Below are 21,295 nucleotides of genomic sequence, written 5' to 3' on the forward strand. Positions count from 1 at the left end.
CTTTTTCCGGGTCGTTTTGGAATCGATTCCACAAAGGAGGAAAAGTAATGTCCGCCGTGTTTGGAATCGATTCCAAAGAAGTGTGACAGGAGCCACGTTGGACTGTCAACCCTTGGCCTCAGCCGTTGGTGGAGTCCCGGACCACCAGCTCGTGGGGGAGGAAGGTCCGCCCGCGGCGGTACCCTTCCGGCTCGGTCATCCGCGCCAGGAGTGCTTCGAAGGCCAGCTGTCCCATGGCGTAGGCCGGCTGCCTGATGGTGGTGAGCTCCGGGACGCACATCTCCGCCTGGATGGAGTCGTCAAACCCTGCGACGGCAATGTCGCCGGGTACCCGCAGCCCCGCGTCGGTAATTTCGCGGACGCATCCGGCAGCCACTGTGTCGCTGCCGCAGAACACGGCATCGGGCAGTGGGCGCAAGCCGAGAAGCTCCCGGGCGAGGCGCCGGCCGGCATGGAAATCGAAGTCCCCGTCCGTGAAAAGCATGTGGTCGGGAGACAAGCCCGCTTCGGCAACAGCCCTGCGGAAGCCTTCCTCGCGGAGCCGGCCGGACCGGGCCACCCTGGTGCCGATCATCGCCATCCGCCGGCCGCCGGTCCTGATGAGGTGCCTCGTGATGTCGAAGGCCGCCTGCCGGTCGTCGATGGATACGCCGAATGCCGCCTCGGCGTCAGCGATCTCGCAGACCTGGACCACGCTCAGCTGTTCAGCCATCTCCTCGACGTCTTCGTCCGGCATTGTTGGCGAAAACATGATCAGTCCGTCCACCGAGCCGTTGCGCAGCATGTCCACCAGCTGCTGTTCGCGTTCCCTGTCCCCGGCTGTCGGTGCGATGAGGGTGACGTAGCCGGACAGGGCGGCAGCATCCCCGGCGCCGCGGAAGACTTCGCTGATGACCGGCGAGTACAAGTTCTTGGCCAGGGCGAGGATCCGCATGGTGCGGTCGCGGCGCAGGTCGCGGGCGGAGGCGAGGGGCCGGTAGTTGAGCTCGCGGATGGCTGCGGCCACCTTTGCCTTGCTCGACTCACTGACGGCCGGGCTGCCATTGAGGACGCGGGAGACGGTCCCCACGGAGACGCCAGCCGTCCTGGCGACGTCCTGGACTGTCGCTCGCGCCATTACGCATTCCTTCCGCGGCCAGTGGCAAGGATCCTCAGTGCCGGACCCGCTTAACCCGTGCCGTGCACTCGCCGTGCTGCCGGGTTTTCCCAGCTTAGCTGTCCGGTGCTGGCCGGTTGGCATGGGCGGGAGGTGCTGCGGCCCTCCGGGATCCGCCCAGTGACCGCGAGCCCGCTGCGAAACATCGAATTAACATTGCCGGCGATCCGGCGAAACACCACTTTGGATACTCTGGTGCAACAAGGTTTACTGATAGCTAACCCAATGAACAGGAACGTTTCGATGACCAGTGTCGCAACCCCTGCTGTAACCGCTCCGCCCTTCGCCGAAGAACGCGAAGTATCCGGGGCGCCCACGATTTCCCTGGCGGACATTGCCAAGGCCCACGGCGTACGCTTCCTGCTGGCCACCTTCGTGGACATGACGGGCAAGCCCTGCGCCAAGCTGGTGCCCGTTGAAGCCGCCGACGAACTTGAAGACGGTGCCATGGGCTTCGCCGGCTACGCTGCGGGCCTGATGGGCCAGAAACCGCAGGACCCGGACCTGATCGCCGTGCCGGACCTCGCCTCTTTCACCCCGGTCCCCTTCATCAAGGAGGGCCTGGCCATCATTCACTGCGACCCGCACGTCAACGGCAAGCCCTGGCCCTACGCCCCCCGGGTGATCCTGAAGAACACCCTTGCCCGCCTGGCGGAGAAGGGCATGCAGGCAAAGGTGGGGGCCGAGGTGGAGTACTTCCTGGTGAAAAGGAACGACGACGGGACGCTGAGTACCGCCGATGGCCGGGACGATTCGCCCCGCCCCTGCTACGACGCCCGCGGCGTCACCCGCATGTACGACCACCTCACCGGCATTTCCGAAGCGATGAACGGCCTGGGCTGGGGCAACTATGCCAATGACCACGAGGACGCCGCCGGCCAGTTCGAGCAGAACTTCAACTACGCCGATGCCCTCACCACCGCGGACCGGGTGGTCACCCTCCGCTACATCCTGAACATCCTGGCCGAACAGCGCGGCATGACGGCCACCTTTATGCCCAAGCCTTTTACCGACCGCACCGGCACGGGCCTGCACTTCCACCTGTCCCTTTGGTCCGGCGCCGAGGCGCTCTTCCCGGCAGCGGGCAGTGGTGCAGGCGACGGCGGCGCAACCGGCGGGGGAAACAACGACGACGGCAGGGGCCTTGGGATTTCCGGTCTCGCCTACTCCTTCATCGCCGGCATCCTGGAGCACGCTCCGGCACTTCAGGCGTTCCTCGCCCCGACAGTGAATTCCTACAAAAGGACAGGCGCCACCACCAGTTCCTCGGGTGCCACGTGGTCACCCCACAAGGCATCCTTCGGCGGCAACGACCGCACCCATATGATCCGTGTCCCGGACAACAAGCGGATCGAGCTGCGCTCCGGGGACGGCTCAGCCAACCCGTACCTGGCCATTGCCACCGCGATTTCCGCCGGGCTGGACGGCGTGGAGAAAGCCGCCGATCCGGGCGCCCCGTCCGGTCCCGGCGAGGCCCGGCCTGACGCGCACCAGCTGCCGGCCACCCTGCTCCACGCCGTGGAAGCACTGCGGCAGGACCCCGTCATCCTGGCCAGCCTCAGCGGCAACCCGGAGATCGGCAGGTACTACGCGGACGCCAAGGAAGAGGAATTCCTGAGCTGGCACAACCAGGTCAGCGACTGGGAAATCCGCACGTATTTGACGTCGATCTGACCGGTCCTCCATCCAGTCACACCACCAGACCCTATTGAGTAAGGACCTTCACATGTGCGGAATCGCCGCGCTGCAACTGCGCAACCCCTCGCTGCACCCCCAAATGGGCAGCCTGCTGTCCTCCATGCTGTGCCAGATCGTGGACCGCGGGCCGGACTCCGCCGGCTTGGCCGTCTACAACACCCCCGGCCTGGTTTCGCCAGGAACGTCCACCCTCAGCCTGCTGGGCAAGGACCACGGAATGACGACGGCGGACATCACCGCCGGCGTCGCGGCCCTTCTTGCCGGCGCGCTTCCAGCGGGTGCGGCAGCAGCCGTCAAAGTGGTGGGCGACACCACCCTGGTGAGCGCCGCCGTCGGGACTGACCTGCTGGTGAAAGCGGTCAGCGAAACCCTGCCCGGCGCCACCATCATTGGCCGCGGCGAGCATGTGGCGGTCATGAAGAGCGTGGGCCATCCCATGGAAATCGCCGCCGAGCACGGCCTGGAGGCGATGGCCGGAAGCCAGGGACTGTCCCATACCAGGATGGCCACCGAGTCCGCCGTTACCGCCGGCGGCTCCCACCCCTTTTCCGTGGCCGACGACCTCTGCCTGGTCCACAACGGCTCCTTCTCCAACCATGCCACTGTCCGCCGGGACCTAAAGCGCGAAGGCGTGGTGTTCGACTCCGAAAACGACACCGAGGTGGGCGCCCGCTATGTCGCATCCCGCCTGAAGCAGGGCGACACCCTCGAGGAAGCCCTGGTGAACCTGGGCAAGGTCCTGGACGGCTTCTACACCCTGGTGGTCACCACCGCGGACAGCATGGCCGTGGTCCGGGACCCCATCGCCTGCAAGCCCGCCATCATCGCCGAAACGGACGACTACGTGGCCATGGCCTCCGAATACCGCGCCCTTGCCGCCCTGCCCGGCATCAGCAACGCCCGCATCTTTGAACCGGAACCCGGAAAGGTCTACACATGGTCACTCTGACAGCCCCCGAGAGCACGGCAACCACCGCCCCCGAAGCCCGGGAGCCGGAGGCCACCACCGTGGACCTGGCCGCCACCAGCGTCCGGGAACTGAACCAGGCCGTCCACAACGCGGTTGGCGGACAGGCCTGGGCCGTGGCCAGCCCCGGCGGCAAGCACAGCCTCGCCGTCGGCATCGACGCGGACATCCAGGTGACCATCGACGGCCACGCCGGCTACTACGCAGCCGGGATGCACCAAAAAGGCGACGTCACCATCAACGGCAACGCCGGCGTCGGCCTTGCGGAGAACATCATGTCCGGCCGCGTCCACGTCAAGGGAGATGCTTCCCAGTCAGCAGCCGCAACCGGCCACGGCGGGCTGGTGGTCATCGACGGCAACGCCGGCGCCCGCTGCGGGATCTCGATGAAGGGCGTGGACATCGTGGTGGGCGGCAACATCGGCCACATGTCCGCGTTCATGGCGCAGGCCGGGCGGCTGGTGGTCTGCGGCGACGCCGGGGACGCCCTGGGCGACTCCATCTACGAGGCACGGATCTACGTCAAAGGCACTGTGGCCTCCCTCGGCGCGGACTGCATCGAAAAACCGATGATGCCGGAGCACCTCACAGAACTCGCGGAGCTGCTCGCCGCCGCCGGCCGCACGGACAATCCTGCCGACTTCAAGCGCTACGGCTCAGCCCGGAACCTCTACCACTTCCACGTCGACAACTCGACGCAGTACTAGGAGCCCCCATGACCATCACCTCCGTTCCGCTCCCCACCGAAGCACCCGCACAGAACCTGGCTGAACTGGGCCTCCGTGAGTCCGCCACGTTCGACCGCGCCACCATCGCGGACATCCAGCGCGCTGCGGCCACCGGCGTCTACGACATCCGCGGCTGGGGCGCCAAGCGCAAGGTCCCGCACTTTGATGACCTGCTGTTCCTCGGCGCCTCCATGTCCCGCTACCCGCTGGAGGGCTACCGCGAAAAGTGCGATACCGACGTCGTCCTCGGCGACCGGCACGCCACCCGCCCGCTGCACCTGCAGACCCCGGTGACCATCGCCGGCATGAGCTTCGGCGCACTCTCCGCCAACGCCAAGGAGGCCCTGGGTCGCGGCGCTTCGGAAGTAGGCACCTCCACCACAACGGGCGACGGCGGCATGACGCCTGAGGAGCGCGGCCAGTCCAAGCACCTGGTGTACCAGTACCTCCCGTCCCGCTACGGCATGAACCCGGACGACCTCCGCAAGGCCGACGCCATCGAGATCGTGCTGGGCCAGGGCGCCAAGCCCGGCGGCGGCGGCATGCTGCTGGGCCAGAAGATCACCGAACGCGTCGCCGGGATGCGCACCCTGCCGGTCGGGATCGACCAGCGCTCGGCGAGCCGCCACCCGGACTGGACCGGCCCGGACGACCTTGAAATCAAGATCGGCGAACTGCGCGAAATCACCGACTGGAAGACGCCCATCTACGTCAAGATCGGCGCTTCCCGGCCGTACTACGACACCGCACTCGCGGTGAAGTCCGGCGCCGACGTGGTGGTGGTGGATGGCATGCAGGGCGGGACAGCGGCCACGCAGCAGGTGTTCATCGAAAACGTCGGCATCCCCACCCTGGCCGCCATCCCGCAGGCCGTCCAGGCACTGCAGGAGCTCGGCGTCCACCGCAAGGTCCAGCTCATTGTCTCCGGCGGCATCCGTACTGGGGCGGACGTCGCCAAGGCCATGGCACTGGGGGCTGACGCCGTGGCGATCGGGACCGCTGCCCTGATTGCGCTGGGCGACAATGATCCCCGCTACGCCGCGGAGTACTCGGCCCTCGGCTCCGCCGCCGGTTTCTATGACGACTTCCAGGACGGCCGGGATCCTGCCGGCATCACCACCCAGGACCCGGAGCTGTCCTCCCGGCTCGACCCGGTGGCTGCCGGCAAGCGGCTGGCCAACTACCTGCGCGTCCTCACCATGGAGGCCCAGACCATCGCCCGGGCCTGCGGGAAGTCGCACCTGCACAACCTGGAGCCCGAGGACCTGGTGGCGCTCACCATCGAGGCGTCCGCCATGGCCCGCGTGCCGCTGGCCGGCACCTCGTGGATTCCCGGAGTGCAGGGAAGCTTCTGATGACTGAAGCTTTTTCCGGCGCGTCAGATTTTGTGGTGGCTGGTGCCGGACTGGCCGGCGCCGCCACTGCCTGGCAGCTGGCCGCCCGCGGGCACCAGGTGACCATCCTGGAACGCAACGTTCCGGCCAGCCATGACGGCAGTTCCCACGGGTCCGCCCGGATCTTCCGCTACGCCTACCCCGACCCCTTCTACACCCGGGCGGTGGTGGAAGCGAAGGGCCTGTGGGACGGGCTCTCTGCCGCGTGCGGGACGCCCCTGGTCACCCCGTTCGGCGCGGTGGACTATGGGCCGGAGCGCGACCCGCGGAAGTTGGCGTCCGTGCTGGCCGGCGAAGGGATCGAGCACGAACTCCTGTCCGCGGCCGACGCCCGCGCACGCTGGCCGCAGATCGCCTTCGATACCGAAGTCCTCTGGCACCCCGGCGCGGGGGTGATCGACGCGGAAGGCGCCGTCAACGCGATGGTAAGTCTCGCCGTCGAGCACGGTGCTCGGCTGCTGGCCGGCTGGGAGCTGCAAAGTGTGGAGCCAGCCGGCGCCGGCTACCGGTTGCACTCCACCACGGGACAAACGCACGACGCCGGGAACGTGGTGATCAGCGCCGGCGGGTGGCTGCCGGCGCTGCTGGGGCGGCTGTCCCTTCCGGCAGGTTTCGTGGCCGGGCTCCCGGCCGTCACCGTCCGGCAGGAGCAGGCCTTCCACTTCGAGTACCGGGACCAGGCCCCTGCCGACCACGTGCCCAAAAATTTCGACGGCGGCGCTGCTCCGGGTGCCGGCGGCTGGCCCACCTTCATCCACAAGGCTGCGGACATCCAGGCCTACGGCCTTCCCGGCGGACGGGACGCCGGCTTCGCCGGGCAGAAAGTGGCTGAGTACAACGGCGGCAAGCTGATCCCTTCCGCGGCACGGCAGACCGGGAAAGTGGACCCCGCCAACCGCCGCCGGGTGGTGGAGTACGTGCGGCGCTACCTGCCCGGCCTGGACCCGAAGCCCTACGCCGAAACAACCTGCCTGTTCACCAACACGCCCAATGAGGACTTCCTCATCGACCGCGTGGACAACCTGACAATCGTCTCCCCCTGTTCCGGCCACGGCGCCAAATTCGCGCCGCTGATCGGGCAGTGGGCGGCGGACCTGGCCGACGGTTCCGGCAGTGGTCCGGACCGGTTCCGGACCGCGTCCCCAGCAGCTGTGACCACCTAGAACGGATACCAGTGAGCCTTCCACAGACAATACACACGGCGGATGCCACAACGGACCCCACGGCGGATGCCCTGCCTTCCGGCCGGACAAGCACCCCCACTGTTGCCGGCCTCCTCCGTGACATCTCCACCATCGGCAGGGACGCCTCACGGGGCGGGTACTCGCGTCCGGTGTTCTCCACCGCCGAGACGGACCTCCGCGGCTGGTTCATTGAGCAGGCAGAACGGCGCGGCCTGGATGTCCACACGGACCACAACGGCATCATCTGGGCCTGGTGGGATACCGCAGCACGCACCCGAAAGGACGCCGTCGTCACCGGAAGCCACCTGGATTCCGTTCCTGGCGGCGGCGAGTACGACGGCCCGCTCGGCGTCGCATCGGCGCTGGTCGCCGTCGACATCCTCAAAACCCGTGGCCTGCGGCCCCGGCGTCCGCTGGCCATCGCGGTCTTCCCCGAGGAGGAAGGCTCCCGGTTCGGCGTTGCCTGCCTGGGTTCCCGCCTCCTCACCGGAGCCCTGGACCCGGATAAGGCGCGCCGGCTCAAGGATCCCGACGGCAACACCTACGCCGACGTCGCCGCCGCGAACGGCCAGGACCCGCGCCTGGTCGGGGCGGACTACGGGACGCTCCAGCAGTTGGGCGTCTTTGTGGAACTGCACGTGGAACAGGGCAGGGGGTTGATTGACCTGGAGCAGCCCGTGGCAATCGGATCCTCCATCCTGGGCCACGGCCGCTGGAAGCTGAGCATCAGCGGCCAGGGCAACCACGCCGGCACCACCCTCATGAAGGACCGCAGGGATCCAATGATTGCCGCGGCCAAGGTGATGGTCGGCATCCGCGATACCGCCCGCAAGTACCGCGACGCCAGGGCGACCGTGGGCAGGGTCCAGCCGGTGCCCGGCGGCACCAATGTGATCGCCTCCCGCGTGGACCTGTGGATCGATGCCCGGCACCCTGACGACTCCGTCACCGCGGCACTGGTGGAAGCCATCGGGCTGACTGCGCAGGTGTTCGCCGCGGAGGAGGGCTGCACCGCGAGCATGACCATGGAGTCGCTCAGCCCCACCGTGCATTTCGACGGCGGGCTGCGCGACCGGCTGCAGGAGCTGCTTCCGGCTGCGCCAATTCTGGCCACCGGTGCAGGGCACGACGCCGGCGTCCTCAGTTCCCACCTGCCGACGGCCATGATCTTCGTCCGCAATCCCACGGGCATCTCGCATTCCCCCGAAGAGCTGGTGGAGGACCGGGATGCCGAGGCCGGCGCACATGCGCTGGCGGACTCCCTCGCGGGGCTGGCAGGCGACACCCGCGCACCCAGGTAGCGCCGCCGTCGTCGTCCTCCCGCCCGGTTCCGTGCCTAAGATGGCTGCTATGACCGACCACGCAGCCGAACAGGCAGCCGATTCCGCCAGCGGGCAGGAAGAGGAGCCGGAAGCGGCGCACGAAGAGGCGCGGGCTGACGGGCAGGCTGCGGGCCGGCTGGAGCAGGTCATCGCAGCCCAGGTGCGCCACTATCGCACGGCGGCCGGGCTGTCCTCGGCGGAACTGGCCGCCCGGACAGGCCTCTCCAAGGCAATGATCTCGCGCGTGGAAACTGCCACCACCTCATGTTCCCTGACCACGTTGCAGCGGCTTGCTGACGGACTGAAAGTGCCGGTCACCGCATTGTTCCGCGGCGCGGACACAGACCGCGACGCCACCTTCACCAAGAGCGGCCAGGGAAGCCTCACCGTCCGCAGCGGCACCCAGCACGGCCACGAATACCGCGTTTTGGGCACTCTGAAGGGCCGGACCGATGCCCTGGAACCCACGCTGGTGACGCTCACGGACGCCTCCGACGTGTTCCCGCTGTTCCAGCACCCCGGCACGGAGTTCATCTACATGCTCGCCGGCAGGATGGTGTACGGCCACGGTTCCTACGAGTACGCGATGGAACCCGGCGATTCCCTGCTGCTGGACGGCGAAGGGCCGCACGGGCCGCTGGAGCTGCTGGACCTTCCCATCACGTTCCTGGCCATCTCCGCCAAGTAGGGTCCTTCTTCTTCCGCCCTGCCTTCCCCGTCTCTGACCAGCACTCCGGCTTCAGCACTCCTGCGCAGCACTCCTGCGGTCAGCGGGACGGTTGAAACTCGCGTGTGGATGACCGAAACGATCATTTAACACTCCGGAAACCCAGCCCATTCCTGCCGCCATACAGTTGGAACCAGACGGCAATAGCTGCCCTCCGATGAACGTGGTACTGACTCCGCGTCCCTCCTCCGGAGTGGCTCCAACGGGCGATTTGGCGTTCTCTCCTCGCATCACGAAAGGGGTTTCCCATGGATTCGGGAAATGTCGCTTGGATTTTGGCCAGCGCAGCGCTGGTCTGCATGATGATCCCCGCCCTTGCCCTGTTCTACGGGGGCATGGTGGGCTCGCGCCGCATTCTCAACATGATGATGATGTGCTTCGGCGGCGCCAGCCTGGTGGCCGTCCTTTGGGCGTTGTTCGGATACTCGCTGGCCTTCGGCAATTCAGTGGGCGGCCTGGGCCTGATCGGTGACGTCACGGAGTTCCCCGGCCTGGGGCAGCTGATGGCCGAGGACGCAGAGGCGTCCATTCCGGTGGCCCTGTTCGCGGCCTTCCAGCTGTTCTTCGCCTGCGTCACCACCGCGCTGGTGGCCGGCGCGGCTGCCGGACGGATGAAGTTCGGCGCGTGGATGCTGTTTGCTGGCATCTGGGCCACCATCGTCTACTTCCCGGTGGCGCACTGGGTGTTTGCCTTCTCCTCCGAGGACGGCAGCGTGACCGGCGGCTGGATTGCCAGCGGCATCGAGGCCATCGACTTCGCCGGCGGCACCGCGGTGCACATGAACGCCGGCGCGGCCGCCCTGGCCCTGGCGCTGGTCCTGGGCAAGAGCTCGGGCTGGCCCAAGGTGGAGCACGCTAAGCCGCACAGCCGGCCGCTGGTGCTGGTTGGTGCTGGCCTCCTGTGGGTCGGCTGGTTCGGTTTCAACGCCGGCTCGGCGCTGTCCGCCGGCCACTCGGCGTCGGTGGTCTTCCTCAACACAGCTGTGGCTGCCTCGGCCGGCCTCCTGGCGTGGGCCCTCGTGGAACGGCTCCGCCGCGGCGCAGCCACCAGCATGGGTGCAGCCTCCGGCCTGATCTCAGCACTCGTGGCCATCACCCCCGCCTGCGGTGCGGTAAGTCCGCTGGGCGCGGTGGCCATCGGCGCGATCGCCGGAGCCGTCTGCTCGCTGGCCATCGAACTGAAGTACCGCCTGGGCTATGACGACTCGCTCGACGTCGTCGGTGTCCACCTGGTGGGCGGCATCCTGGGCACGCTGCTGATCGGCTTCTTTGCCACTGATGTGGCGCCGAACGGTGTCAGCGGGCTCTTCTACGGCGGCGGCGTGGAACTGCTCGGTGTCCAGTCCCTGGCAACGGTGACCGTGCTGGTTTACTCCTTCGGGATCACCTGGGTGCTCGCCAAGATCCTCGACAAGACCATCGGCCTGCGGATCAACCCGGAGGACGAGATGCGCGGCATCGACCTCGCGGCACACTCCGAGCTCGCTTACCTTACGGATGAGGATCCGGTGGAGCTGGGCTCTCCGCAGCGCGCTTAGGTTTCCCAAAGATTCCGGATGGGCGTTATCCGGAGCACGAGTCAGGCAGAGGGCCACCCCTGGACCGGTGCCGGCAGCAGCCGGCTTATAGTTCCAGGGGTTGGCCCTTTGTCATGCCTATTCAGTGCTCGCTGCAGACAAGGTTCCCGTCGCGGACTTCCAGCACCGCAGCGCGGACGTGGCTCAGGCGGGTCCTGGGGTCCGGGGCCATGCTGTCGATCTCCTCGCCGCCCCAGTGCGGGTGGGTGAAGTAAACCAGCAGGGCCCGCTCTTTACCGTCTTCCCCAGGTTCGAGGGGCACCACGTCCGCGTGGCGTCCGACGACGGGCCGCCCGTCCACGTGCTCCGGCTGGGTGAGGATCAGGCCGTCGAAGTGCTCCTGCCGGACCCAGTTGCCGGTGGCGTCCGCCGAACGGTAAATTCCCTGGCCCCGCCACTCGTCCACGATCATCCAGTACGTTCCCTCGAGCCTGAAGACTTTGGGCCCTTCGTGCGGGCGGCCGGGAATGGTGATGCCTTCCAGCGTCCAGGACGAGGGGTCACGCGGGGTATCGCTCACCGCGCTGTAGGTGTTGGAGCCGCGTGCCTCGTCCTTGTACCAGAGCCGGTAGCGGCCGTCCCCGCAGCGTGCGACGGCGGCGTCAATCACCCGTGGCGAATCGAGGTTGATGGGGCCGAGGTGCTCCCAGTGCACCAGGTCCCTGCTGGCGAACTGCACGACTTCTGCGTTTCCGTTCCAGTCCTTCCGCACCCCGCCCAGCACGGTCAGGTACATCAGCCACTCGTCGCCGATGCGTACGACGTCGGGCGCCCAGAGGGTTGCCGGAAGTTCAGTTTCCGGCGGCACCAGTCCGCCCACGGTGCCCTGGTACTCCCAGGTTGCGCCGCCGTCGGATGAGCGGGCCGCGCCGATGGCCGTGCCGTGCACCCACTCCACGCCTGACGACCCCGGCGCCGTGGCCCGGCGCTGGGTGTAGAACAGCACCCAGTCGCCGGTGAGGTGGTCGGGAACCAGGATGGGATCCGTTGGGCCGTCCCAAACAGGGTCACGGTAGGGCGCCCCGAAGGCGTCCGGGCGCAGGGGAGTGAGGGGCACTTGCACTGGTTCTCCAACGTTGTAGGTCCTTGGAGCTTCCAGCTTAGCCGTGGGCCTTGCCGTTCCCGCCATGGAGGGCACGGTAGGCGTAGACCAGCAGGGCGACGCCCGCCAGGATCATGAGGGTCAGGACCAGGATGTCCGCGGCGATGAGCAGTGCCGTTGACTGCAGGGCGAAGATCACGCCCAGCACGCCCAGGGCGGCCGCCGGAATCAGGGGCCACTTCATCCGCCCGGCGGCACCGGCACCGGCACCGGCGTCGGGAACGGGAACCAGGGACAGCACACCGAAGGTGGCCGCCAGGCCCAGGAACAGGACGGCCGCCACCGGCATGCCCTGCAGATCCTGCGGGAGGGTAACAATAACTGCCAGCGTGAGCATCACGCCGGTGGGGATCACAGCCCACCAGTTGCCCCGCTGGCGCAGGTAGACCGCGGCGAACCCGGCGGCCATGAAGAGGAACAGGAAACTCGCGCCGGCGCTGCCGTCCGTGAACTGGGAGGCGGCGATCACGGCTGCCAGGCCAAGGAACACGGAGCCGGGGATCGCGGCCCACCAGTTCTCCGGGCTGCGGATGAAGACGGACAGGAACACGGCCCCTATGGCGGCGAAGATCAGCATCGGCACATAGGCGGCGCTCTCGATGACGTTGAGCAGGTCCAGCAGCAGCAGTACGCCCGCCGAGATCAGGACAATGCCGGCGATGATGCTCGCGTTGGCCGATTTCACGGATTGCCTCCCGGATTCGGCAGGCGCCCGCCAGTCGCTCTGCTGGTCCCAGACTACGGTCCGGCCGGCTACGGGTGTAGGGCCCAAAGCCCCGCCTTCACCGCTACTCCTTGAACAGCCCCGCGAGGTCCTCCGCCGTGATGGCGCCGCCGGCCAGGGCATCGCCTTCCATGACATCGGAAAACAGTTGCGACTTCCGGGCCTTGAGCGCCATGACCTTTTCCTCGATGGTGTCCTTGGCAACCAGCCGGTAGACCATCACGTTCCGTGCCTGGCCAATGCGGTGGGTCCGGTCCACGGCCTGCGCTTCGGAAGCCGGGTTCCACCACGGGTCCAGCAGGAACACGTAGTCGGCCTCCGTGAGGTTCAGCCCAAACCCGCCGGCCTTCAGCGAAATCAGGAACACCGGAGCGCTGCCGTTCTTGAACTCGTTGACCACGTCCGCACGGTTGCGGGTGCCGCCGTCGAGGTAGCAGTACTCGATTTTTTCCTCGTCCAGCCGCTCCCGGACCTTCCCAAGGAACCCCGTGAACTGGCTGAAGATCAGTGCCCGGTGGCCCTCAGCCACCAGGTCCTCCAGTTGCTCGAACAGCACGTCCAGCTTGCTTGACCGTACCGAAGAAAGCGCAGGGTCCACCAGGGAGGCGTCCAGGCTGAGCTGCCGCAGCAGCGTCAGCGACTGGAAGATCGTGAACCGGTTCTTGTTCACGTCCTCGATCAGCCCCAGGATCTTCTGGCGCTCGCGCTGCAGGTGCGTCTGGTACACCTTCTGGTGGCGCGGGTTGAGCACCACTTCCAGGATCTGCTCCTGCTTGGGCGGCAGGTCCTTGATCACCTGGTCCTTGGTGCGGCGCATCATCAGCGGACGGACCCGACGGCGGAGCTTGTCCAGCTGCCCCTTGTCACCGTTCTTCTCCACGGGCTTCTGGTAGTACTCGGCAAAGCGCTTGGGGCTGGAGAACAGTCCGGGCGCAACGATCGAGGTAAGCGCCCAGAACTCCATCAGGTTGTTCTCCAGCGGCGTGCCCGTGATGGCCAGCTTGAAGGCCGCCGGGAGTTTGCGGGCGCACTGGTACGCCTTGGACTGGTGGTTCTTCACGAACTGCGCCTCATCCAGCACCAGGCCGGACCAGGTGCGGGAGGCGTACGCCTCGTAGTCGATCCGGAACAGGGCGTAGGAGGTGATCACAATGTCGGCGCCGGACAGTGCCTCCGCCGGGGTCTGGTTGCTCTTGGCGAACGTCTCGCTGACGGCGTGGACTTTCAGGCCCGGAGCGAAACGCGCCGCTTCCGCTGCCCAGTTGCCCACCACGCTGGTGGGGGCAACCACCAAAAAGGGAGCACCGGCGTCGGACTGGCCTGCTGAAGCATCTGCTGCCGCCAGCGAGAGCTCCTTCGCCGCGCACATCAGGGCGAGCGCCTGCACCGTCTTGCCCAGGCCCATGTCGTCGGCGAGGATTCCACCCAGGCTGTGCCGGTACAGGAACGTGAGCCAGTTGAAGCCCTCCAGCTGGTACGGCCGGAGCTCTGCATTAAGGGTGGCGGGCAGCGGCAGGCCGTCCACGCCGCCTTCAAGCAGACCGCCCACCGCTGAACGCCACGCGGCCGCCTGCTCATCCACGATCCCCAGCTGGGCAAGCTCGTCCCACAGCCCGGCCTGGAACCGGCTGATCTGCAGGGGTGCGTCCTTGTTGTCCTGCAGGGAGCGCGCCTCCTCGATCAGTGCGCGCAGCTGGTGCAGCTCGGGCAGGTCCAGGGAGAAGTAGGCGCCGCTGGGCAGCAGCATCTTGGTCTGGCCGGACGCCAGCGCGGAGAAGACGGCCGCGAAGGAGACCGGCTGGCCCTCCAGGGTTATCTGGATGCCGAGGTCGAACCAGTCGCGCTGCTCGGTGGCCTTGGTGGAAATGGATACCACCGGCGCTTCCTCGGCCTCACGGTACTCAGCGATTTCGCCGACGGTGTCCACCTCGACGTCCGGGGCTTCGCGCAGCCGGGGCAGGACTTCCTCGGTGAACGCCAGGGTGTCCAGGCCCTTCAGTTCCGCGGACGCCGCCAGCCGCGGCGTGCCCCAGCCGCCGGTGGCGGACTCACCCAGGGCCGGCACCACGTCCCACGGCTGGCCGAGGCCTTCCAGGATCCGGGCCTCGGCGGTGTCGTCGCGGAAGCCGTGGTCGCCGGGGTGCCGCCAGAGGGGCTGCGCCGTGACCAGGTTTCCGCTCTTGTAGTGCCACTCCCAGTGCAGCCGCACTCTGTGGTCGGCGCCGTAGTTCGCCAGCAGGGACAGGGTGGGGACGGCCAGCGCCGGGAGTTCCACGGACTCGTCCCGGGCGGTGACCCGGGCCGTCTGCTTCAGCTTCGGGTAGAAGCCCGTCAGGAACCGGGACTCGTCCTTGGCTGGGATTTGCAGCGTACTGCCCGCGGTCACGAACGTCAGGAGTTCCTCGCTCAGGCCACCTTCCAGGGCAGCCAGCGTAATCACGTTCTCGCCCGCAGTGGCCTCGCCAACGCCGGGCAGCGCACCGCCGTCGGTGGCCAGGGCATCGGTGGTGAAGAAAATGCCATGGGCGGGGCGGCCGATGGTTCCCACTGACGCCGGATCAATCTCCACGCCCTCAACGGCGATGGTTGGCGAAAGTTCCAGCCCGCCGTCGGACGACTGGTCCTTGGCCGCTGCAGCGGGTGCCGCCTCGTCCGCTGCGGAAGGGGCGGCCAGCGGCGAGCCGTAACGGCTCAGATTAAGGCCGACGGCGGCGGGCGACGCTGCGAGGCGGACCGGCTCAGTGCCGCGCGAGTGGACGAGTGCGAGGCCGATTTTTCCTGCGTCTTCCAGCAGGCTCCACAGGTTCTTCCCTGCGAAAGAGTTCAGCCCCAGCCAGAAGCCCGAGGAGTTGTAGGTCCGGCCTGACGCAACGGAGTGGGCAGCCAGGAATTCCTGCAGCCATTCCACGTGCGCGGGGTTGCACTCGCGCCGGAAGTTCAGGTAGTTCAGCGTGGTCCAGGAGACATCGCCGCGGATCCACTTGCCCTTGGCGCCCATGATGACGGGCCGGGCCTTGAGCTGGCGGACGCTGCGCTGCGGATCACGCCGGCCGGTGTAGGAAAAGTGCGGCGCCGGTTCTTCCACCTCGAACTGGAGTGCCAGCGGAACCCCGGCGTTGGACGGGGTGGCTCCCGGCTGGGAGATCAGCGGGCTGAGGGCCTGCTCCCAGTCGGACAGCGCAGAAACGGAAGGGTTGCGGGACACCTGGGTGGATGTTGACGGCGTGAGCAGCTGGACCCGGATGGCCGGGTTGTCCTCGGCGGCGAAGAGCAGCGCCGCCACGTGCTTGCAATCCTTGCGGACCGGGCAGCTGCACACGCCCACGGTGCAGCTCCAACCGCCGCCCTTGCGGACCAGCTTGGCCGTGGTGGAGTAGGGGAGGTCCGCGCCGCCGCGGACCTTGCCCAGCACGAGCCCGGTGGCGGCGTCGAACGAGATGCCCGAGACGCGGCTTCCCATGGCATACGCCAGCCCGGCCGCCAGGGAGCGGTCGTTGATGGCGGGAGTCTGTATTGCCAGTGCCGCACTCTCGTCCGGTTGGGATGGCATGGTGCGCGCTACTTTCAGCAGGCCACGGCGGGGCCGGGCCGGTGGTTGGTCATCTGATCCATCTTAGTTCGCCTGCGGGGGCGGGAAGCGCCGCCGGCTCCTGGCGGGCGGCAGCGTGGGATCACATGAACAACCAGGGATATAACTGCAGCCAGGATGCGACTGCCGGCCGGGGAGGTGATGGGGCTGCGGCCCGCACCACCTCCCGGCCTGCTAGCTCTGGTGCACCGGCGCCCAGGCGCCCGTCCCTACGGCCTCCCGGGCGGGGGCGCCGGCGTCGAACCGGTCAAGCCGGAAGGCGGCGAGCACGGGAGAGGGGGCTCCGGTAAGGATTTCCTCCGCGAGGAGCTCACCGAGGATCAGCCCCAGCGTCGCGCCCGAGTGGGTGAAAACGGTGTGCAGGCCCGGTATCGAAGGCACCGGCCCCACCACCGGTTCACCGTCGCCGGGAATGGGTTTCAGGCCTGCAGCCACCCGCTGGGCGGTCAGGCGGGGATTCCCCGCGAGTACCTTCGAGGCCTCCTCGAGCAGGCCCTGGACAGACTCCTCGGGAACCGTGAAGGATCCGTCATCTTCGATGATTACAGACTGCTCTGCCCAGTCCGCATCAAGTACCAGCCTGCCGTCAGGCATGGGCCGCACAGCGACGCGGGGGGTGTTCAGCACGGTCTGCACTTTCACGTCGAGCGGTTCTGTGAACACCACGAAGGCGGCCGGGGTGGCATCCGGAACCGTCACACCGAGGGCTGCGAGCTGGGCCGGGACCTCGCCGCCCGTTGCCAGCACCACCTGGTCGGCTTCCAGCCGCGTCCCGTCGCCGAGGATGACGCCGGCCGCGGCGCCGTCGTGCATATCCACCCGGACATCCCCGGCATTCTGGATGATGACCGCCCCGTTGTCCGCCGCCTCGGAAGCCAATGCCGCGATGAAGTCGGGCATGTTGACCCAGCCTTCACCTGGGTTGTAGATGGCACCCTCGCTGGCCACGGCAGCGGCGTCCACATCCGGGGCGACACGGGCCACGTCACTGCTGTCCACCCAGACGGAGTGGTATCCGCCCGAACGCTCGAAGGCGAAGGTTTCGCGGAAGGTTTCGTCCGGGCCGGCCCATTTCAGTGCACCATCGAACTTCAGGTAGTCGCGGCTTTCGGGATGGTGTGCGCTCCAGGTGCGGTAGCGGTCGATCGCAAGCATCCGCAGGTAGTGGTACTCGGCGGAGCGGGCACCGGAGGAGTTGAGCCATGCAATCGAGCGGCCGGAGGCTCCGCTCGCCAGCGGGCCGGACGTGGCAAGCGTTACCTGGGCGCCTCCCTTTGCCAGATGGACGGCGGTGGAAACGCCCAGGATTCCGCCGCCGATGACGGCGACTTTCCTGGCGGGGCTCGTGGAGGACATGGTGGCTCGCTTTCCTGGTGTGGAAGATTGGTGGTGTGAAGATGTGCCGTGGCGACGTACGTCAGGCGAGGACATGGACTTCTTCGATGACTTTGAGGACCGCGACGGCGTCCGCCGGGTCAACAGGGACCGGCCCGCCGTGCAGGAGGGCTCCGGCGAGGAGCCGGTAGAACTGGGGATACGCGCCCCGCTCGGCGGGCACGGCGCGCGTTGCGCCGTCGACTCCCAGGAGCCCCCAAGACTCCTGGGACTCGACGCCGTATGCCGGGTCCGACGGCGGCAGTCCGGCGTCGAGCGCGGGCTCCTGGCCGTCCAGTCCCCACTTTGTGTAGCCGTCGCGTGAGCCCAGGACGTGGAAGCGCGGCCCCGACTGGGCGGCCATGCCGTTCATCCACAGCCGGGAGCGCACGCCCGAGTCGTGCAGCAGGGACACGAAGGCTTCCGTGTCAGCCGCGTCCGGGGCCGGCCCCCGGTGGGCTGTTTCGCCGTAGCTGTGCGCCACGGGTCCGAACAGCTGCACAGCCTGGTCAATCAGGTGGGCGCCAAGGTCGTGGAGGATCCCTCCGCCTTCGGCTGTGGTGGCGGAGTCGCGCCAGTTCCCGAAGCCTTCGGGGCGCCACCACTCGAAGCGGGATTCGAAGGTCCGGACCTCGCCCAGTGCGCCTGCATCCAGGAGCTTCCTGAGGGTGAGGAAATCTGCATCCCAGCGGCGGTTCTGGAAGACCGTCAGCTGCACGCCGGCCTCGGCCGCCCGGGCCATGAGTTCCTCCCCATGGACCGAGGTGGTCACGAAAGGTTTGTCCACCACCACATGCAGCCTGTGGGCGATCGCCGTCGAAGCCATCCCAAAATGCGTGGCCGGAGGGGTTCCCAGGACCACCAGGTCCAGGTCTGCCGCCAGCGCGAACATGGCCCCCGCCGTGGGCACGATGCGCGCCCTCGGGTAGCGGGCGGCCGCTGCTGCGGCGCGATCCGGGTCTGCGGTGACAATGACATCGAGCGAAAAGGACGGGTCTGCCTCAATCAGGGGCGCATGGAAGACCCGTCCCGAGATGCCAAAGCCGACGACGGCGGTACGGATGGGTGCCTGCCCTGCGGTGCCCATCAGAGGACCTCGGAAAGGAAGCGCTGGAGGCGTTCGCTGCGCGGGTTGTCGAAGATTTCCGCGGGCGTGCCCGATTCGACCACTTCGCCTTCATCCATGAAGACCACCTGGTCGGCAACCTTCCGGGCGAAACCCATCTCATGCGTCACCACCACCATGGTCATTCCCCGTTTGGCGAGCGAGGCCATGAGGGTCAGGACTCCTTTGACGAGCTCGGGGTCCAGGGCGCTGGTGGCTTCGTCGAAGAGCATGACTTCCGGTTCCATGGCGAGGGCGCGGGCAATGGCGACGCGCTGCTGCTGCCCGCCCGAAAGGTCCCGGGGGCGGTGGTCGGCGCGTTCGGCGAGCCCCACTTCGGCCAGGCGGCGGCGTGCGCGTTCCCTTGCCTCCGCCTTGGACATCTTCTTGACGCTCCAGAGTGCGAGGGCCACGTTTTCCAGGGCGGTGTGGTCCGGGAAGAGGTTGAAGTGCTGGAACACCATTCCTATCCGGCTGCGCAGGATGTCCGGGTTGACCTTCAGTGCACTGTCCCCGGCGAGGACAACGTCTCCGCTTTTGGGTTCATGCAGCCGGTTGACGCCCCGGAGGAGGGTGGATTTCCCGGACCCGGACGGGCCGATGATGCAGGTGGTGGTGCCGGGTGCCACGGTAAGGCTGACGTTGCGGAGGACCTCGATGTCCCCGTAGGCCATGGTCAGGTTCTTCAGCTCCAGGCTGGAGCCGTGGAAGGTTTCGATGTCAGCGGTGGGATTCGCGCTGGTGCTGGTGATCATGTGTTGCTCCCGGTAGTGAGCGGCGAGGCCGCGTCCAGTTCCTTGACTTCCTTGAGGCCGCTGGTGGGGGCCGACGGACGGCGTTTTCCTGTGCGGAAGCGGCTGTCGAAGTAGTTGACAAGGTGGGTGAGCGGCACGGTGATGATGAGGTAGAAGACGCCCGCCATCACCAGCGGGGAGAGATTCCCGGAGAGTACCGCGGCATCCTGGCCAACACGGAAGAGTTCGCGTTCGCTGACCAGCAGCCCCAGGAAGTAGACCAGCGAGGAGTCCTTGACGATGGCGATGAACTGGTTCACCAGCGCCGGCAGCACGCGGCGGATGCCCTGGGGGATGACCACCAGTGCCATGGATTTGCCATAGCTCATCCCCAGGGCGCGGCATGCTTCGCCCTGGCCCTTGTCCACGCTCTGGATGCCGGCGCGGAAGATTTCACCGATGTAGGCGCTGGCAATCAGGCTGAGGGCGATGATGCCCAGGGGGTACGGCGAGGGGCCAAAGATCGACTGGCTGAGGCGGGCAAAGCCCTGGCCGATCAGGAGGATGGTCAGGATGGCCGGCAGGCCGCGGAAGAGGTCCGTGTAGATGCGGGCCGGGATGCGCAGCCACCTGGACGGTGAGATGCCCATGACGGCCACCACCATGCCCAGGACCACGCCGATAACGGTGGCGGCGACGGAGATGATGAGGGTGTTGAGGAGGCCTACCGCCAGAAGCTGGGGCAGGACTTCAGCCATGGCGCCGAAGTCGAAGAAGGTGCGGATGATGGTGTTGAGCCAGTCCATTGAATGCTCTCAGGTGTTAGTTGTGCCGGTGGCAGCCGGGCGGGCCTTGGTGTGGAAACGTTCGGCCCGCCCGGGCATACCCGTGGTCTACTTGCTTGCTGACGGGGCCGGGGTTGCGGTCTGTTCTGCCTTCGGGAGGTACTGCTCGGGCATCGGGGAACCTGGGAACCACTTCTCGTAGAGCTTCTTCCAGGTGCCGTCCTCCATGGCCTCGGCCAGGCCCTTGTTCAGGGCTTCCTTGAGGGCGGTCTTGCCCTTGGCGACGGCGAACCCGGCCGGCGCGTCGAAGGACGGGATGTCCGCTGCACTGACAAGGCCGAACTGTTCCTGGTAGGACTTTGCGGCCTCGTAGTCCAGGAAGTGGGCATCAACTGAACCGCTGTTGACGGCGGAGACGGCCGTGTTGTTGTCGGGGAACCGCACCAGGCTGGCGGAGGTGAAATTCTTCACCGCGTAGGCTTCCTGCAGCGTTCCCTGCACCACGCCAAGGCGTTTGCCGGACAGTCCGTCGGCGTTGTTGATGCCGGAGGTCTTGGTGGTGATGACGGTCAGGTATCCCGCCAGGTAGCCGTCAGAGAAGTCGACCGTTTCCTTGCGCTTGTCCGTGATGCCGATGGCGGCCACGCCGGCGTCGAACTGCCCGTTTGCGACGGCGGCCAGCAGGCCCGAGAAGTCCTGTCCGGTGAAGACCACATTGTCCACACCGGCGCGGGCGGCAACGTCCGTGAAGAGCTCCACGTCGAAGCCGGTGAACTTACCCTGGGCGTCCGTGAAGGTGTAGGGCTTCGAATCGCCCAGGCTCGCAACGCGGATGGACCCGGGCTCAATCAGGCCATAAGGGTTTTCGGCCGGTGAAGAAGAAGCCGAAGAGGAGCCTCCGCAACCGGAGAGTGCCAGGACGGCGGCAACAGCCGCGGCAATGAGCGCCATGGGGCGCGCAGTGGTTCGAGTAATCACAGCGAGTTTTCCAATCGTGAGGATGCGGGGAGATGGAGGATCGAGATCCGCCGTGGCGGGTTTGCCGGAAACCCTTGCTGAGTCCGGTCTCAATGCCTACGATTGAGACCGGACTCACATCGATGGATAGAAATGTAATCGACGCCACTAA

17 protein-coding genes are annotated in these 21,295 nt (G+C 67.2%); 8 read left to right on the forward strand and 9 right to left on the reverse strand.

The window, feature by feature from the left end:
- Positions 1–118: 118 nt before the first annotated feature.
- A complete protein-coding gene (locus ACIQF4_RS10385; protein WP_400516004.1) occupies positions 119–1,117 on the reverse strand; it encodes a LacI family DNA-binding transcriptional regulator in 999 nt (332 codons plus the stop codon).
- Between the two features lie 282 nt (positions 1,118–1,399).
- Here ACIQF4_RS10385 and glnT point away from each other — a divergent pair, with 282 nt between their 5' ends.
- From glnT to ACIQF4_RS10425, 8 genes are all read left to right on the forward strand, one after another.
- Positions 1,400–2,830, forward strand: coding sequence for a type III glutamate--ammonia ligase (gene glnT / locus ACIQF4_RS10390; protein WP_400516005.1), 1,431 nt, complete (start codon positions 1,400–1,402; stop codon positions 2,828–2,830).
- 52 nt (positions 2,831–2,882) lie between these two features.
- The gene (locus ACIQF4_RS10395) at positions 2,883–3,803 is read left to right on the forward strand and encodes a glutamine amidotransferase (protein ID WP_400516006.1); all 921 of its coding nucleotides are present in this window, start codon (positions 2,883–2,885) and stop codon (positions 3,801–3,803) included.
- The gene (locus ACIQF4_RS10400) at positions 3,791–4,528 is read left to right on the forward strand and encodes a protein glxC (protein ID WP_400516007.1); all 738 of its coding nucleotides are present in this window, start codon (positions 3,791–3,793) and stop codon (positions 4,526–4,528) included. The genes ACIQF4_RS10395 and ACIQF4_RS10400 overlap by 13 nt, the downstream gene beginning before the upstream one ends.
- A gap of 8 nt (positions 4,529–4,536) precedes the next feature.
- A complete protein-coding gene (locus ACIQF4_RS10405; RefSeq protein WP_400516008.1) occupies positions 4,537–5,904 on the forward strand; it encodes an FMN-binding glutamate synthase family protein in 1,368 nt (455 codons plus the stop codon).
- Positions 5,904–7,106: an FAD-dependent oxidoreductase gene (locus tag ACIQF4_RS10410; RefSeq protein ID WP_400516009.1), complete on the forward strand. Its 1,203-nt coding sequence runs from the start codon at positions 5,904–5,906 to the stop codon at positions 7,104–7,106. Before ACIQF4_RS10405 ends, ACIQF4_RS10410 begins: the two co-directional genes overlap by 1 nt.
- A 71-nt stretch (positions 7,107–7,177) precedes the next feature.
- Positions 7,178–8,428 (forward strand): allantoate amidohydrolase, encoded by a 1,251-nt coding sequence (locus ACIQF4_RS10415; protein ID WP_400516076.1) that lies wholly within the window; start codon positions 7,178–7,180, stop codon positions 8,426–8,428.
- Positions 8,429–8,477: 49 nt separating this feature from the next.
- Entirely contained in the window at positions 8,478–9,137 is a 660-nt protein-coding gene (locus ACIQF4_RS10420) for a helix-turn-helix domain-containing protein (RefSeq protein WP_400516010.1), read from the forward strand.
- Between the two features lie 287 nt (positions 9,138–9,424).
- Positions 9,425–10,714 carry an ammonium transporter gene (locus ACIQF4_RS10425; RefSeq protein WP_400516011.1) on the forward strand — a complete coding sequence of 430 codons (1,290 nt, stop codon included), beginning with the start codon at positions 9,425–9,427 and terminating at the stop codon, positions 10,712–10,714.
- Between the two features lie 121 nt (positions 10,715–10,835).
- On the opposite strand, the gene ACIQF4_RS10430 is transcribed toward ACIQF4_RS10425, so the two are convergent.
- From ACIQF4_RS10430 to ACIQF4_RS10465, 8 genes are all read right to left on the reverse strand, one after another.
- Entirely contained in the window at positions 10,836–11,810 is a 975-nt protein-coding gene (locus ACIQF4_RS10430) for a glycoside hydrolase (RefSeq protein ID WP_400516012.1), read from the reverse strand.
- 43 nt (positions 11,811–11,853) lie between these two features.
- On the reverse strand, positions 11,854–12,627 hold the full coding sequence (locus tag ACIQF4_RS10435; protein WP_400516013.1) for a hypothetical protein: 774 nt from the start codon (positions 12,625–12,627) through the stop codon (positions 11,854–11,856).
- A 16-nt stretch (positions 12,628–12,643) separates the two neighbouring features.
- The gene (locus ACIQF4_RS10440; protein WP_400516014.1) at positions 12,644–16,129 is read right to left on the reverse strand and encodes an SNF2-related protein; all 3,486 of its coding nucleotides are present in this window, start codon (positions 16,127–16,129) and stop codon (positions 12,644–12,646) included.
- Between the two features lie 213 nt (positions 16,130–16,342).
- Complete coding sequence (locus ACIQF4_RS10445; RefSeq protein WP_400516015.1) at positions 16,343–17,524, reverse strand: NAD(P)/FAD-dependent oxidoreductase; 1,182 nt, start codon at positions 17,522–17,524, stop codon at positions 16,343–16,345.
- Positions 17,525–17,585: 61 nt separating this feature from the next.
- A complete protein-coding gene (locus ACIQF4_RS10450; protein ID WP_400516016.1) occupies positions 17,586–18,629 on the reverse strand; it encodes a Gfo/Idh/MocA family oxidoreductase in 1,044 nt (347 codons plus the stop codon).
- Positions 18,629–19,402, reverse strand: coding sequence for an amino acid ABC transporter ATP-binding protein (locus tag ACIQF4_RS10455; RefSeq protein ID WP_400516017.1), 774 nt, complete (start codon positions 19,400–19,402; stop codon positions 18,629–18,631). The genes ACIQF4_RS10450 and ACIQF4_RS10455 overlap by 1 nt, the downstream gene beginning before the upstream one ends.
- Positions 19,399–20,187: an amino acid ABC transporter permease gene (locus ACIQF4_RS10460; protein WP_400516018.1), complete on the reverse strand. Its 789-nt coding sequence runs from the start codon at positions 20,185–20,187 to the stop codon at positions 19,399–19,401. Before ACIQF4_RS10460 ends, ACIQF4_RS10455 begins: the two co-directional genes overlap by 4 nt.
- Positions 20,188–20,274: 87 nt before the next feature.
- Entirely contained in the window at positions 20,275–21,117 is an 843-nt protein-coding gene (locus tag ACIQF4_RS10465) for an ABC transporter substrate-binding protein (RefSeq protein WP_400516077.1), read from the reverse strand.
- Positions 21,118–21,295 lie beyond the last annotated feature (178 nt).

It is taken from the genome of Pseudarthrobacter sp. NPDC092202, from assembly GCF_044755505.1.
Taxonomy (GTDB): domain Bacteria; phylum Actinomycetota; class Actinomycetes; order Actinomycetales; family Micrococcaceae; genus Arthrobacter.

Coding starts and splice junctions, on each gene's coding strand:
- ACIQF4_RS10385 (WP_400516004.1), bottom strand. CDS start 1,117: ATGGCGCGAGCGACAGTCCAGGACGTCGCCAGGACGGCTGGCGTCTCC.
- glnT (WP_400516005.1), top strand. CDS start 1,400: ATGACCAGTGTCGCAACCCCTGCTGTAACCGCTCCGCCCTTCGCCGAA.
- ACIQF4_RS10395 (WP_400516006.1), top strand. CDS start 2,883: ATGTGCGGAATCGCCGCGCTGCAACTGCGCAACCCCTCGCTGCACCCC.
- ACIQF4_RS10400 (WP_400516007.1), top strand. CDS start 3,791: ATGGTCACTCTGACAGCCCCCGAGAGCACGGCAACCACCGCCCCCGAA.
- ACIQF4_RS10405 (WP_400516008.1), top strand. CDS start 4,537: ATGACCATCACCTCCGTTCCGCTCCCCACCGAAGCACCCGCACAGAAC.
- ACIQF4_RS10410 (WP_400516009.1), top strand. CDS start 5,904: ATGACTGAAGCTTTTTCCGGCGCGTCAGATTTTGTGGTGGCTGGTGCC.
- ACIQF4_RS10420 (WP_400516010.1), top strand. CDS start 8,478: ATGACCGACCACGCAGCCGAACAGGCAGCCGATTCCGCCAGCGGGCAG.
- ACIQF4_RS10425 (WP_400516011.1), top strand. CDS start 9,425: ATGGATTCGGGAAATGTCGCTTGGATTTTGGCCAGCGCAGCGCTGGTC.
- ACIQF4_RS10440 (WP_400516014.1), bottom strand. CDS start 16,129: ATGCCATCCCAACCGGACGAGAGTGCGGCACTGGCAATACAGACTCCC.
- ACIQF4_RS10445 (WP_400516015.1), bottom strand. CDS start 17,524: ATGTCCTCCACGAGCCCCGCCAGGAAAGTCGCCGTCATCGGCGGCGGA.
- ACIQF4_RS10450 (WP_400516016.1), bottom strand. CDS start 18,629: ATGGGCACCGCAGGGCAGGCACCCATCCGTACCGCCGTCGTCGGCTTT.
- ACIQF4_RS10455 (WP_400516017.1), bottom strand. CDS start 19,402: ATGATCACCAGCACCAGCGCGAATCCCACCGCTGACATCGAAACCTTC.
- ACIQF4_RS10460 (WP_400516018.1), bottom strand. CDS start 20,187: ATGGACTGGCTCAACACCATCATCCGCACCTTCTTCGACTTCGGCGCC.
- ACIQF4_RS10465 (WP_400516077.1), bottom strand. CDS start 21,117: ATGGCGCTCATTGCCGCGGCTGTTGCCGCCGTCCTGGCACTCTCCGGT.